The organism is Streptomyces sp. NPDC047130 (assembly GCF_040643475.1).
Taxonomy (GTDB): Bacteria; Actinomycetota; Actinomycetes; order Streptomycetales; family Streptomycetaceae; genus Streptomyces.
This window is the reverse complement of sequence record NZ_JBEYUK010000011.1, coordinates 1-13,690: the sequence shown is the minus strand read 5'-3', so window position 1 is coordinate 13,690 and position 13,690 is coordinate 1. Positions and strand designations below refer to the sequence as shown.

Annotated in this window: 11 protein-coding genes; 9 read left to right on the top strand and 2 right to left on the bottom strand. The window is 74.2% G+C overall.

What is annotated here, in order from left to right:
- Positions 1 to 83: 83 nt before the first annotated feature.
- Complete coding sequence (locus tag ABZ836_RS15585; RefSeq protein WP_361142415.1) at positions 84 to 1,901, top strand: ECF-type sigma factor; 1,818 nt, start codon at positions 84 to 86, stop codon at positions 1,899 to 1,901.
- Between the two features lie 479 nt (positions 1,902 to 2,380).
- On the opposite strand, the gene ABZ836_RS15580 is transcribed toward ABZ836_RS15585, so the two are convergent.
- Positions 2,381 to 3,154 carry a hypothetical protein gene (locus ABZ836_RS15580; RefSeq protein WP_356137593.1) on the bottom strand — a complete coding sequence of 258 codons (774 nt, stop codon included), beginning with the start codon at positions 3,152 to 3,154 and terminating at the stop codon, positions 2,381 to 2,383.
- A gap of 194 nt (positions 3,155 to 3,348) precedes the next feature.
- Between ABZ836_RS15580 and ABZ836_RS15575 the strand changes: the two genes are divergently transcribed.
- The 8 genes from ABZ836_RS15575 to proC all read left to right on the top strand — a co-directional run bounded on the left by ABZ836_RS15575 (position 3,349) and on the right by proC (position 11,846).
- A complete protein-coding gene (locus tag ABZ836_RS15575) occupies positions 3,349 to 4,275 on the top strand; it encodes a Ppx/GppA phosphatase family protein (protein ID WP_361142412.1) in 927 nt (308 codons plus the stop codon).
- A 350-nt stretch (positions 4,276 to 4,625) separates the two neighbouring features.
- Positions 4,626 to 5,450: a sugar phosphate isomerase/epimerase gene (locus tag ABZ836_RS15570; protein WP_356137473.1), complete on the top strand. Its 825-nt coding sequence runs from the start codon at positions 4,626 to 4,628 to the stop codon at positions 5,448 to 5,450.
- 18 nt (positions 5,451 to 5,468) lie between these two features.
- Positions 5,469 to 6,092: a TetR family transcriptional regulator gene (locus ABZ836_RS15565; protein WP_356137471.1), complete on the top strand. Its 624-nt coding sequence runs from the start codon at positions 5,469 to 5,471 to the stop codon at positions 6,090 to 6,092.
- 102 nt (positions 6,093 to 6,194) lie between these two features.
- Positions 6,195 to 8,048, top strand: a complete 1,854-nt coding sequence (ilvD, locus tag ABZ836_RS15560) for a dihydroxy-acid dehydratase (RefSeq protein ID WP_356137469.1) — start codon at positions 6,195 to 6,197, stop codon at positions 8,046 to 8,048.
- A gap of 356 nt (positions 8,049 to 8,404) precedes the next feature.
- A complete protein-coding gene (locus ABZ836_RS15555; protein WP_361142409.1) occupies positions 8,405 to 9,214 on the top strand; it encodes a class I SAM-dependent methyltransferase in 810 nt (269 codons plus the stop codon).
- A gap of 123 nt (positions 9,215 to 9,337) precedes the next feature.
- Positions 9,338 to 10,159, top strand: coding sequence for an ABC transporter ATP-binding protein (locus ABZ836_RS15550; protein ID WP_361142406.1), 822 nt, complete (start codon positions 9,338 to 9,340; stop codon positions 10,157 to 10,159).
- On the top strand, positions 10,156 to 10,908 hold the full coding sequence (locus ABZ836_RS15545; protein ID WP_361142403.1) for an ABC transporter permease: 753 nt from the start codon (positions 10,156 to 10,158) through the stop codon (positions 10,906 to 10,908). The genes ABZ836_RS15550 and ABZ836_RS15545 overlap by 4 nt, the downstream gene beginning before the upstream one ends.
- Positions 10,909 to 11,033: 125 nt before the next feature.
- Positions 11,034 to 11,846 carry a pyrroline-5-carboxylate reductase gene (proC, locus tag ABZ836_RS15540; protein ID WP_356137463.1) on the top strand — a complete coding sequence of 271 codons (813 nt, stop codon included), beginning with the start codon at positions 11,034 to 11,036 and terminating at the stop codon, positions 11,844 to 11,846.
- 111 nt (positions 11,847 to 11,957) lie between these two features.
- Here proC and trpS read toward each other — a convergent pair whose 3' ends face one another.
- Positions 11,958 to 12,956 (bottom strand): tryptophan--tRNA ligase, encoded by a 999-nt coding sequence (trpS, locus tag ABZ836_RS15535; RefSeq protein WP_361142400.1) that lies wholly within the window; start codon positions 12,954 to 12,956, stop codon positions 11,958 to 11,960.
- Positions 12,957 to 13,690 lie beyond the last annotated feature (734 nt).

Here is a 13,690-nt window from a genome sequence, read left to right as displayed (position 1 = left end):
GGGGGATCGTTTCACCCGAATGGATTAAATGTGCTCAAGGCTGCAGGAACGGTCGTCCAGCGGCCCCTACGGTCGCTCGGGTGATGAGCAGCAGGCCGGAGACCCCCACCCGCACCACCGGCGCACACCGGGCGCACGGCGAGGAGCGCGCACGGTCCAGCACCACCACCGCGGCGGCAGGCGCCAACGCTCCGTCCCGCACCCTGGCGCGGCGCGCGGACGCCTCGCCTCCCCCGGCGTGCGAGCCGCATCTCGACGGGCTGTACACCTACAGCCTGTCCGTCCTCTGCGACCAGGACGCGGCGGTCTCGGCCGTCGGCGCGGTCCTCGCCGTCGTCGAGCGGCGTGGCGGCCGCGCGCCCGAGGAGGACGGCCGCCGGGCGTGGCTCTACGCCCTGGCCCGCTGGGCCTGCCTGCGGGAACTGGCCGAGAACCGCCGTCGCCGTCACCACCCGCGGGGCTCCCGCGGCGCGGGACACCGGCGCCGTCCGGTCCCGCCCCCGGTCCCGTCCCCGGCCGAGACGCCGGCGGAGGCGCCGTCGCCGGAGGAGCGCGAGCGGCGCCGCGCCGAACTGGCCCGGCTGGCCTGGCCCGAGGCGGCCGGCACCACGCCCGAGCAGCGCGAGGCGCTGGAGCTGTCGGTGCGACACGGACTGTCCGCCGAGGAGGTGGCCGCGGTGCTGGGCCTCGGCCCCGCGGCCGCGCAGGACCTGCTCGCCTCGGCGGCGTGCGAGGTCGAGCGCACCCGGGCCGCCCTGGACGCCGCCGAGTCCGGCCGGTGCGCGGGTCTGGCCCGGCTGACCGGCCAGGACGACGGCTGGGTGCTGAGCGAGGCGCTGCGCACGGAGCTGGTGCGCCACGTCGACGACTGTCCGCGCTGCCGCCGCACCGCCGAGCGGGCGGTGCCGGGGCGCTGGCCGGGCACCTCGGTCACCCCGGAGCGGCTGCCGGTGCTGGAGGCGCCGCGTGCGGCGGTGACCGCGGCGGCGCACGCGGCGCGGGGGCGACGGGGCGCGGCGGCCCCCCGGTTCGACCGGCGCGGGTACCCGGTGGCACCGCGCGACCGCGAGGAGCGCCGGAGCCGGCGGCGCGGGCGCGTGATGACCACCACGGTGGTCGCCACGGTGATGGCGGCGCCGGTGCTGGCCATGTGGGTGGCGGGACGATCCGCTCCCGCGGGAGTGGAGGAAGGTTTCGGCAGTCCCGGCGACCAGGCCGCCACGGCCTCGGACGGCGGCCCGGAGGGGGAGTCGGGCTCCGGCGGCGACCGCGGGTACGCCAACACGGCGAACGCGGTGCCGGGCGGCGGCGCGGCCACGCCCGGCGAGGGGCCCGACGTCTCGGTCGAGGTGATCGGCGCCGAGGTCCCGGACGGCGGCACGGGCACGGCGACGGCCGGGGCGCTGCGGGTCTCCGCGGTCGGGGCGGGCGACACGACGTACGTCACGTTGACGGCGCCGGCCGGGGAGGGGGCGCGGTCCGTGCGGTGGGGGCTGTCCACGGGGGTGTCGTGGCTGTACCTGAGCCGGTCCTCGGGGGTGCTGCGGCCGGGGGAGTCGGTGACGGTGCGGGTGCATGTGGATCCCCTGCGGGAGCCGAAGGGGGCGTGGCGGGCGGGGGTCTCGGTGCGGCCCGGCGGCACGGTCGTCGTCATCCGCGGCACGGGATTCACGCCCGAGCCGACCGAACCGGGCCCCGGCCGCCCCCCGAGCGACCCCCCGCCGTCCCACCCCGACCCGACCTCTCCGCCCCCGTCCCCCTCCGACCCCACCCCCTCGCCGTCGGACCCGACACCCCCGCCCCCGTCCCCCTCGGACCCGTCCCCGTCCGACCCACCACCGTCCGAGCCGTCCCCCTCCGACGACCCCCCACCGCCCTCGGACCAGCCCCCCACGCCGTGACCGCGGCATCCGCCGACGGCCGATCCCCGCCCCACGCCCCCCGCTGCAGCCGAGCGGCCGGCTCCGGCCCGCCCGGTGAACGAGAACGAGCCCTCCTGCAGGCAATCGTGCCGCCGGAGGGCCGGAGGGCCGGAGGGCCGGCGGGCTGGCGGGAGCGCGGGCGCAGGCTTCACGTCCGCACGCTGCGGCTCGCTCGACAACCCGACCTCAGCCCCTCCGGGAAGGAGGGCGGCGGGTCGGAGGGCCCGCGCACGGCGGAGCCGGCTCGGGCCAGGCGGTGGGAGCCGGCGGTGGGAACCAGGCCGCCCCGCCGCCGGGAACCGGGCGGCCCCGCCGCCCGCAGGACGGAGCGACGTCGCAGGTGACGCATGCGTCGCAGATGACGCATGCGTCGCCCAGGACACCGGAGAGGCCCGAGCGGCGTGCCCTCGCGCCGGGGACGCCCGCGCGGGACGCCGCGCTGCGGCGAAGAGGTCCGGTCAGACCCGCGGGTCCGCCGGGTGGGGGGCGAGGACGGGGCCCGCGAGGCGCTCCTCGCACAGCTCGACCAGCCGGTCGTACCCCGCCTTCCCCATCAGCTCCGTGAGCTCCGCCCGGTACGACACGTACACCGGCTCCCCCGCCCCGTGCGCGGAGGTCGCCGACGTGCACCACCAGTGCAGGTCGTGCCCGCCCGGCCCCCACCCCCGCCGGTCGTACTCGCCGATCGACACCTGCAGCACCCGCGTGTCGTCGGGCCGGTCGATCCACTCGAAGGTCCGCCGCACCGGCAGCTGCCAGCACACGTCCGGCTTGGTCTCGAGCGGCTCGCGCCCTTCCCGCAGCGCCAGGATGTGCAGCGAGCAGCCCGCGCCGCCCTGGAAGCCGGGGCGGTTCTGGAAGATGCAGGACCCCTTGTACGGCCGCGTCTGCCGGGAGCCCTCGTCGTCCTCGGAGACCCAGCCGCCGCGGGTGCCCTCCGCGTGGTGCTGCCAGATGTCCGGGGTGAGCCGCTCGACGAAGCCGGCCACCCGCTGCTCGTCCTCCTCGTCGGAGAAGTGGGCGCCCAGCGAGCAGCAGCCGTCGGCGGCCCGGCCGGCCTGGATGCCGTGGCAGCCGCTGCCGAAGACGCAGTTCCACCGCGAGGTCAGCCAGGTCAGGTCGCAGCGGAAGACCTGCTCGTCGTCGGCGGGGTCGGGGAACTCCACCCAGGCACGGGGGAAGTCGAGCCCCTTCTCGTCGTCCTCGGCCACGGGGACGCCGATCAGCGGCAGAGCCTTCCGCCGCGCGGTCTCGGCCGTGGCCGTCTTGTGGTCCTTCGCCTTTTTCGTCTTGGGCACGCGTCCAGGGTAAGTGGAGCCGCAGCGCCCGGACGGGCTGCCCGCGACCGGAAACGTCGCGTTCTTCACAGCCGTTTTCCCCACCGTTCGGACGATTGGGCTCCTGGCCGCCGGTTAGGTTTCCGGGTATGCGACTTGGTGTGCTCGACGTGGGCTCCAACACCGTCCACCTGCTGGTGGTGGACGCCCACCCCGGCGCGTGCCCGCTCCCCGCCCACTCGGTGAAGGAGGAGCTCCGGCTCGCGCAGCTGCTGGACGACGACGGTGCGATCGGCCCCGGCGGCGTCGACCGGCTGATCCGGGTGGTCCGCGACGCCGCCCGCGCGGCCGAGGACAAGGGCGTCGAGGCGCTGCTGCCGTTCGCGACCTCCGCCGTGCGCGAGGCCCGCAACGCCGACGAGGTGCTGGCCCGGGTCCACGAGGAGACCGGCGTCGGCCTGCGCGTGCTGTCCGGCGAGGACGAGGCGAAGCTGACCTTCCTGGCCGCCCGCCGCTGGTTCGGCTGGTCGGCCGGACGCCTGCTGGTGCTGGACATCGGCGGCGGCTCGCTGGAGATCGCCTACGGCATCGACGAGGAGCCCGACGCCGCCGTCTCGCTGCCGCTGGGCGCGGGCCGGCTGACCGGCGCCTGGCTGCGCGCCGACCCGCCGGACCCGGAGGAGGTGCGCGCGCTGCGCCGCCACGTGCGCACGGAGATCGCCCGCACGGTGGGCGAGTTCACCCGGCTCGGCACGCCCGACCACGTCGTCGCCACCTCGAAGACCTTCCGCCAGCTGGCCCGCCTGGCCGGTGCCGCCCGGTCCGCCGAGGGGCCGTACGTGCAGCGGGAGCTGACCCGCGAGGCGCTGGAGGCCTGGGTGCCCAAGCTGGCGGTGATGACCGAGCGGGAGCGCACGGAGCTGCCCGGCGTCTCCGAGGGGCGGGCCGGCCAGCTCGTCGCCGGGGCGCTGGTCGCCGAGGCGGCCCTGGACCTCTTCGGCGTGGACCGGGTGGAGATATGCCCCTGGGCCCTGCGCGAGGGCGTCATCCTCCGCCGCCTCGACCACATGACCTGAGGACCGCGCCCCCCGACCGGGGCGCACCGCACCGCGACCGCCCCCCGCCGCCCCCCGCCGGCACGCACCGCGCCGGGACCGCTGCCGGCACGCACCGCACCGGGACCGCCGCCGACCGACACGCACCGCACGCACCGCGCCGGGACCGCCCCCGCCGCGACGATCGCGCCCAACCGCACCGGAGACCGCCCCCGCCGCAACGGACGCCCCCCCGCCGCAACGGATGCCCCCGCCGAGAGGAACGTCACCCCGCCCCTCGCCCCCCGCCCCACCTGCGCAAGGGCGCCCGCGCGGCCGGTAACCGCCCCTGAGCCCCCGCCGCTTCCGCCCGCCTCCCGTACTCTTGCTGCGTGGCAGAACCAGTCGTCCGCATTCCCGACGCGAAGGTCGCGCTGTCCACCGCCTCCGTCTATCCGGAGTCCACCGCGACGGCCTTCGAGATCGCCGCGCGCCTCGGTTACGACGGTGTCGAGGTCATGGTGTGGAACGACCCGATCAGCCAGGACATCGAGGCGCTGCGGCGCCTCAGCGACCACCACGAGATCCCGATCCTCGCCGTGCACGCCCCGTGCCTGCTGATCACCCAGCGCGTCTGGTCCAGCGACCCCTGGGTCCGGCTGCAGCGCGCCCGCGCCGCCGCCGAGCGGCTCGGCGCCTCCACGGTCGTGGTCCACCCCCCGTTCCGCTGGCAGCGCGGGTACGCGCGTGACTTCGTCTCCGGCATCTGGCGGATGGCCGACGAGACGGACATCCGGTTCGCCGTCGAGAACATGTACCCCTGGCGCTACCGCGACCGCGAGATGCTCGCCTACGCCCCCGGCTGGGACCCCACCGACGAGGACTACCGGCACTTCACGATCGACCTCAGCCACACCGCCACCGCCCGCACCGACACCCTGGCGATGATCGGCCGGATGGGCGACCGCCTGGGCCACGTCCACCTCGCCGACGGCAAGGGCTCCGCCAAGGACGAGCACCTGGTGCCCGGCCGGGGCGACCAGCCCTGCGCCGAACTCCTCGAAGGCCTCGCCGGTTCCGGCTTCGACGGCCACGTCGTGATCGAGGTCAACACCCGCCGCGCCATGTCCAACGCGGAGCGCGAGGCCGACCTGGCCGAGGCGCTGGCCTTCACCCGCCTCCACCTCGCCTCCCCGCTGCAGGTCCCCGGCCAGTGACCGCCCCGTGACCGCCCCGTGACCGACCAGCCGTCCACGCCACGCCGGGGCCGCGGCCGACCGCCCCGCGCCGCCGCCTCCGCCGACGCCCCCGCCACCCGGGACCGCATCCTGGCCGCCGCCCGCGAGGTGTTCGCCGAACGCGGCTACGAGAAGGCCAGCGTGCGCGGCATCGCCAGGTCCGCCGACGTGGACCCGGCGCTGGTGCACCACTACTTCGGCACCAAGGAACAGGTCTTCGCGTCGGCGGTGGAGGGCGCCTTCGCCCCCGTGCTGCGCGCCGCGCCCCTCACCGAGCCGCGGCTCGACCGGGCCGGGGAACAGTTCGCCCGGATCTTCCTGGGCGTCTGGGAGAACCCCGCCACCCGCGCCCCGCTGCTCGCCATCATCCGCTCGGCGGTCAGCAACGAGGCCGCCGCAGCCGTCTTCCGCCGCATGGTCGCCCAACTGGTGCTCAGCAGGGTCGCCCAGGAGCTCGACGCCCCCGACGCGGAGCTGCGCGCCGAGCTCGCCGCGGCCCAGGTGGTCGGCGTCGTGATGCTGCGCTACGTCATCAAGGTCGAGCCGATCGCCTCCGCGGACCCGGAGGAGCTGGTCGCCCGCCTCGCCCCCGTCCTCCAGCACCACCTCACCGGCGGGTAGCCGCGTGGGCCCGGTGTCCCGCATTCCGGACAACCCCGTCCGTCCAGTGGATGCCGGGCGTACCCTCGGCACTGCCAGAACTTACCGAAGGAGCGAGCGACGATGCCCGAGCTGAGGTCCCGCACAGTCACCCACGGCCGCAACATGGCGGGCGCCCGCGCCCTTATGCGGGCCTCCGGTGTACCGGGCGCGGACATCGGCCGCAAGCCGATCATCGCCATCGCCAACTCCTTCACGGAGTTCGTGCCGGGCCACACCCACCTCCAGCCCGTCGGCCGCATCATCAGCGAGGCCGTCAAGGAGGCCGGGGGCATCCCGCGCGAGTTCAACACCATCGCCGTCGACGACGGCATCGCCATGGGCCACGGCGGCATGCTGTACTCGCTGCCCTCCCGCGACCTGATCGCGGACAGCGTGGAGTACATGGTCGAGGCGCACTGCGCCGACGCCATCATCTGCGTCTCGAACTGCGACAAGATCACCCCCGGCATGCTGATGGCGGCCCTGCGCCTGAACATCCCCACGGTCTTCGTCTCCGGCGGCCCCATGGAGTCCGGCCGCGCCACCCTGGTCGACGGCACGGTCCGCACGCTGGACCTGATCGACGCCATCTCCGAGGCCGCCAACGAGAAGGTCTCCGACGAGGACATCCGGCTCATCGAGGAAGCCGCCTGTCCGACCTGCGGCAGCTGCTCCGGCATGTTCACCGCCAACTCGATGAACTGCCTGACCGAGGCCATCGGCCTCTCCCTGCCGGGCAACGGCTCCGTCCTCGCCACCCACACCGCCCGCCGCGCGCTCTACGAGCGGGCCGCCACCACGGTGATGGACCTGGTCGACCGCTACTACGGCCAGGACGACGCGTCGGCCCTGCCCCGCAACATCGCCACCTTCTCCGCCTTCGAGAACGCGATGGCGCTGGACATCGCCATGGGCGGCTCCACCAACACCATCCTCCACCTGCTGGCCGCCGCCCAGGAGGCCGAGGTGCCCTTCGGCCTCGAGCAGATCGACGCCGTCTCCCGCCGCGTCCCGTGCCTCGCCAAGGTCGCGCCGAACGTGGCGAAGGACCGCACCTACTACATGGAGGACGTCCACCGGGCCGGTGGCATCCCCGCCCTCCTCGGCGAACTCCACCGCGCGGGCCTGCTCAACGAGGACGTCCACTCGGTGCACAGCCCGTCCCTGGACGACTGGCTGAAGACCTGGGACGTCCGCGGCGGCTCCCCCTCGCCCGAGGCCGTCGAGCTCTGGCACGCCGCCCCCGGCTGCGTCCGCTCCGCCGAGGCCTTCTCCCAGTCCGAGCGCTGGGAGGCCCTGGACCTCGACGCCGAGAACGGCTGCATCCGCTCGGCCGAGCACGCCTACTCCGCCGACGGCGGCCTCGCCGTCCTCCGCGGGAACCTCGCCGTCGACGGGTGCGTGGTGAAGACCGCCGGCGTCGACGAGTCCATCTGGACCTTCGAGGGCCCCGCGGTGGTCTGCGAGTCGCAGGAGGAGGCCGTCGAGAAGATCCTCAACAAGCAGGTCACCGAGGGCGACGTGGTCGTCATCCGCTACGAGGGCCCCAAGGGCGGCCCGGGCATGCAGGAGATGCTCTACCCGACCTCCTTCCTCAAGGGCCGCGGCCTGGGCAAGGCCTGCGCGCTGATCACCGACGGACGCTTCTCCGGCGGCACGTCCGGCCTGTCCATCGGGCACGCCTCCCCGGAGGCGGCGTCGGGCGGCACGATCGCGCTGGTCGAGGACGGCGACCGGATCCGCATCGACATCCCGAACCGTTCCGTCGAACTCCTCGTCCCCGACGCGGAACTCGACCGCCGCCGGGAGGCGCTGGACGGCCGTTTCGCGCCGCGTTCCCGTGACCGCAAGGTCTCCGCGGCGCTGCGGGCGTACGCGGCGATGGCCACCAGCGCCGACAAGGGCGCCGTCCGCGACATCACCCGCCTTCCCTGACCCCGGGTGGGGGGAGGGCCGGCGGTGAACCGGCCCTCCCCCACCCCCGGGCACTCGCGCCACCGGCCCGAGCGACCAGCCCCGCCGTCCCGCGCGCAGCCACGCTGCCTGCCGCACACGGCACACCGGGCCCCAGCCCACCCCCCGGAAAGGGGGCGCGTCGGGCGACCACCAGCGCTGTCCGCCCGGGCCGTGCCCGCGCCCCGGGGCGTCGTTGCGCGAAACAACGGCCCCACGCGAACCGCACCCCCCGGAATGAGGAATTCCCGCGCAGGAATTGCGAGACTTCCGCCCCGCCCGCCCCAACCCCCGTGAAACCCCCACCCGCACCAACCCCCCGCCCCCACCATGGCCCTATGACCTCGCCCACCGAGTCCTTGGTCTCGGCCCACGCCGAACGGGCCCGTTCCTTCAACAGCGCCGCAGCCGTGTACGCCGCCGCCCGCCCGTCCTACCCGCCCGCGCTCCTCGACGCGGTGGAGGACCTGTCCGGCCGCCCCCTCGCCGGCGCCCGCACGGTCGACGTCGGCGCCGGCACCGGCATCGCCACCGCCCTCCTGAAGAACCGCGGCGCCTCCGTCCTCGCCGTGGAACCCGGCGCCGGCATGGCCGCGCAGTTCCGCCGCACCCTTCCGGACGCCCCCCTGGTCAGGGGCGACGGCAACCACCTCCCCCTCGCCTCCGCCACCGCCGACCTGATCACGTACGCCCAGTCCTGGCACTGGACCGACCCCGCCCTCGCCTACCCGGAGGCCCTGCGCGTCCTGCGCCCCGGCGGCGCCCTCGCCCTGTGGTGGAACACCGACGCCCAGGACGTCCCGTGGATCGCCGAGCAGGCGGACCGTATCCGCCGGCACTTCGGCGACGCCCGCGCCAACAAGGCCGGCGGCGGCACCCTCACCCTCGACACCGAGGAGCACTTCGCCGGCCTGCCCTCCCCGCCCGCCCCCGAGCGGACCGCCCGCCGTGTCGTCCGGTGGAGCCGCCGCGTCCCGCTCGACACCCACCTGGCCAACATCGCCAGCCACTCCCTCTTCATCGTGCACGGCGAGGAGTCCACCCGCGCCTTCCTCGACCAGGAGCGCGCCCAGCTCACCGCCGTCTTCCCCGACGGCCTCGTCGAGGAGACCTACGACGTCCTCCTCCTCGTGGTCACCGCTCCCTGAGCCCCTCCCCGCCGCCGCCCCGCGCTCGCGGAGCCGGACCACCCGCCCCGGCACCCAAGGCCGCCGCGCGCATCCGCGCGGCGGCCTTGACGCGTCCGGACCGCCGGGAGAATTATTCATCATATGATGAATAAAGAGCCCGGTCCGGCGATCCGGGCCGCCGGCCTCACCGTGGTCCGAGGCCCCCGCACCGTGCTGCGCGACCTGGACCTCACCGTGCCCGCGGGCCGCATCACCGGCCTGCTCGGCCCCTCCGGCTGCGGCAAGTCCACGCTGATCCGCGCCGTCATGGGCACCCAGGCCAAGGTCACCGGCGAGCTCCAGGTCCTCGGCCGCCCCGCCGGCCACCCGGCGCTGCGCCCCCGCATCGGCTACGTCACCCAGGCCCCCGCCGTCTTCGACGACCTGACGGTCCGGCAGAACCTCGAGTACTTCGCCGCCGTCCTCGACCCCGGCCGCCGAGCCGCCGCCCGCCGCGAGGAGAGCGTCACCCGCGCCATCGCCGACGTCGACCTCGCCGGCCACGCCGACGCCCTCGCCGCCAACCTCTCCGGAGGCCAGCGCAGCCGCGTCTCCCTCGCCGTCGCCCTGCTCGGCGCCCCCGAACTCCTGGTCCTCGACGAACCCACCGTCGGCCTGGACCCGGTGCTCCGCCGCGACCTGTGGGACCTCTTCCACTCCCTCACCGCCGACCGCGGCGCGAGCATCCTCGTCTCCTCCCACGTCATGGACGAGGCGGAACGCTGCCACGGCCTGCTGCTGATGCGGGAGGGCGAGATCCTCGCGCAGGACACCCCCGACGCCCTGAAGACCCGCACCGGCACGGACACCGTCGAGGCCGCCTTCCTCACCCTCATCGACCAGGCCGCCCGCGCCGCAGCCGCGGCCCCCCGGCCCGACCGCCGCGTCGGCCACCGGGCCGACCGCGAGGAGAACTCCCGATGACCACCGCGCCCCTCAGCCCCGCCAGGACCGTCTCCACCGCCGCCCGCGTCCTGCGCCAGCTCCGCAACGACCCCCGCACCATCGCCCTGCTGCTCCTGGTGCCCTGCCTCCTGCTGCTCCTGCTCCGCTACGTCTTCGACGGCAGCCCGCAGACGTTCGACGACATCGGCGCCTCGCTGCTCGGCATCTTCCCGCTGATCACGATGTTCCTGGTCACCAGCATCGCCACCCTGCGCGAACGCACCTCCGGCACCCTGGAACGCCTCCTCGCCATGCCGCTGGGCAAGGCCGACTTCATCGCCGGCTACGCCCTCGCCTTCGGCACCCTGGCCGTCGTCCAGTCCGTGCTCACCACCGGCCTCGCCGTCCGGGGCCTCGGCCTCGACGTCACCGGCTCCCCCTGGCTGCTGCTCCTCGTCGCCCTGCTCGACGCCGTCCTCGGCACCGCCCTCGGCCTGTTCGTCTCGGCCTTCGCCGCCTCGGAGTTCCAGGCCGTCCAGTTCATGCCGGCCGTGATCTTCCCGCAGCTCCTGCTCTGCGGCCTGTTCACCCCGCGCGACCAGATGCAGCCCGTCCTGGAGGCCGTCTCCAACGTCCTGCCCATGTCCTACGCGGTCGACGGCATGAACGAGGTCCGGCAGAACGCCGGCGTCACGGGTGACTTCGTCCGCGACGTGCTGGTCATGGTCGGCTGCGCGCTCCTGGTCCTCGCGGTCGGAGCGGCCACCCTCCGCCGCCGCACGGCCTGACCCGCCCCGCGGGCGGACCGCGCACCCCACCGCCGTTCCGTCTGGCGGACACCCCACGGCCCCGCCCCGGCCCCGGTGCGAGGATGGCCACGGACGACGCGCAACTCCCCGGAGGGCACCACCACATGAGCCAGAAAGTCGCAGTCCTCGGCACCGGCAAGATCGGCGAAGCCCTGCTCAGCGGCATGATCCGGGGCGGCTGGAGCCCGTCCGACCTGATGGTCACGGCCCGCCGCGCCGAGCGGGCCGAGGAGCTCCGCACCCGCTACGGCGTCGCCGCGGTCGGCAACGCCGAGGCCGCCAAGACGGCGGACACCCTGATCCTCACCGTCAAGCCGCAGGACATGAACGCCCTGGTCGAGGAGCTGGCCCCGCACGTGCCCGCGGACCGCCTGGTCATCAGCGGCGCCGCCGGCATCACCACCGCCTCCCTCGAGGAGCGCCTCCCCGCCGGGGTCCCGGTGGTCCGCGTGATGCCGAACACCCCCGCCCTGGTCGACGAGGCGATGTCGGTGATCAGCGCGGGCACCCACGCCACCGGGGCCCACATCGAGACCGCCGAGCAGATCTTCGGCTCCGTGGGCAAGACCCTGCGCGTCCCCGAGTCGCAGCAGGACGCCTGCACCGCCCTCTCCGGATCGGGTCCCGCGTACTTCTACTACCTGGTCGAGGCCATGACCGACGCCGGCATCCTCCTCGGCCTGCCCCGCGACAAGGCGCACGACCTGATCGTCCAGTCCGCCATCGGCGCCGCCGTGATGCTCCGGGACAGCGGCGAGCACCCGGTCAAGCTCCGCGAGAACGTCACCTCCCCCGCGGGCACCACCATCAGCGCCATCCGGGAACTGGAGAACCACGGCGTCCGCGCGGCCCTGATCGCCGCCCTCGAAGCCGCCCGCGACCGCAGCCGCGAACTCGCCTCCGGCAACGGCGGCTGACGGCCGCCCGCCCGAGGACGGGACTCCAGCGATCACCCTCCCCTTCGCTCTCCCGAGCTCTGGGCCCGGCGATCTCGCGATCCCGTCCCCGGGCACCTGCCACCGGTCCCTTCAAGCCTGCGGCAGCAACCCGATCGCCCGGTACGCCGCGTCCACCACGGGCCGTGCCATCCCCCGGGCCCGCTCGGCCCCCGCCCGCAGCACCCCGTCCACGTACGCCGGGTCGGCGGACAGCTCGGCATGCCGCTCCCGCACCGGCCGCAGCAACTCCACGACCGCCTCGGCGACGTCCTCCTTCAACGGCCCGTATCCCGGGTAGCCGGCGGCCAGCTTCTCCGGCTCCTCACCGGTGCACGCGGCGAGGATGTCCAGCAGATTCGCGGCCCCCGGCCGCTCCACCCGGTCGTGGACGACGTCCTGCCCGCTGTCGGTGACCGCGCGCATCACCTTCCTGCGCACCGCCTCCGGCTCGTCCAGGATCCGCACCACTCCCGGACCGGAAAGATCGCTCTTGCCCATCTTCGAGGTGGGCTCCTGCAGGTTCATCACCCGTGCCCCCACCGCGGGCAGCGTGGCACGCGGGACCACGAACGTGTGGCCGTACCGCTGGTTGAACCGCTCCGCGATGTCCCGCGCCAGCTCCACGTGCTGCTTCTGGTCCTCACCGACCGGGACCTCCTCGGTGGAGTACGCCAGGATGTCCGCCGCCATCAGCACCGGATACGTCAGCAACGACAGCCGCACCCCGGCGCCCCGCTCCTGCTGGCGGACGGCCTTCTCCTTGTACTGCACCATCCGCCGCATCTCCCCGTCCGTCGCCACGCACTCCAGTACGTACGACAGCCGGGTGTGCTCACCGACGTGGCTCTGTACGAAGAGGGTGCAGACCTCGGGGTCCAGCCCGCAGGCCAGGAGCAGCGTGGCCGTCTGCCGGCTCAGCCGCCGCAACCGCGCCGGGTCGTGCTCCACGGTCAGGGCGTGCAGGTCGACGACACAGAACAGGGCGTCCGCCCGGTGCTGGTCGACGTCCGCCCACCGGCGCACCGCCCCGAGGTAGTTGCCCAGGGTCAGGTGCCCCGACGGCTGGACCCCGCTGAACACTCGCTTCATTGCTCGACCTCCCGGTCGCCCAGGCCGCGGCCCCGGCGGCCGCACCCGGGAGGGAGATACGAGAACGGCCGCCGGGATCCGGCGGCCGCTGCTGATCGCATGCGTGAGGACGGGCCGCCGTCAGGCGGCCCACCAGCTCTGAGTGCACGCATGCGCTGTGGTCACGAGGCGAGCCTAGCCCGCAGAGCGCCTCCTGCGCAGGGCGTTTGACACGTACCCGAGTGATCCGTAAGGTTCTCCGAGTTGTCCGACGTGAGCACCGACCCCGGTCGGCCCCGGACAGCCACTCCACACCAGCACCACCCACCGCACGGCATATTCCTGTCGTGTGCGCCGGTGCGTGTTCCGTGGATTTGCAGGATTCCTCGCTCGCGAGAGCGAGAACCCCCGATTGGCTTCGGGGGAGGGGAATCCGCTAAGGTCTCACAGGTCGGAAGGGCCCAACAGCCCGGAAGACAACTCCCGCTGACTGGGAATCAGACGCAGAAAGCATCTGATAGAGTCGGAACCGCCGGAAAGGAAAAGCGCCGCGAAAGTGGTGCTGGAACTGGAAAGCACCGAGGAAATCGGAACGGAAACGGTCTGATAGAGTCGGAAACGAAGGAAGCGCCCGGAGGAAAGCCCGAGAGGGTCAGTACAAAGGAAGCGTCCGCACCTTGAGAACTCAACAGCGTGCCAAAAGTCAACGCCAGATATGTTGATACCCCGTCTCTCTTGAGACGAGGTTCCTTTGA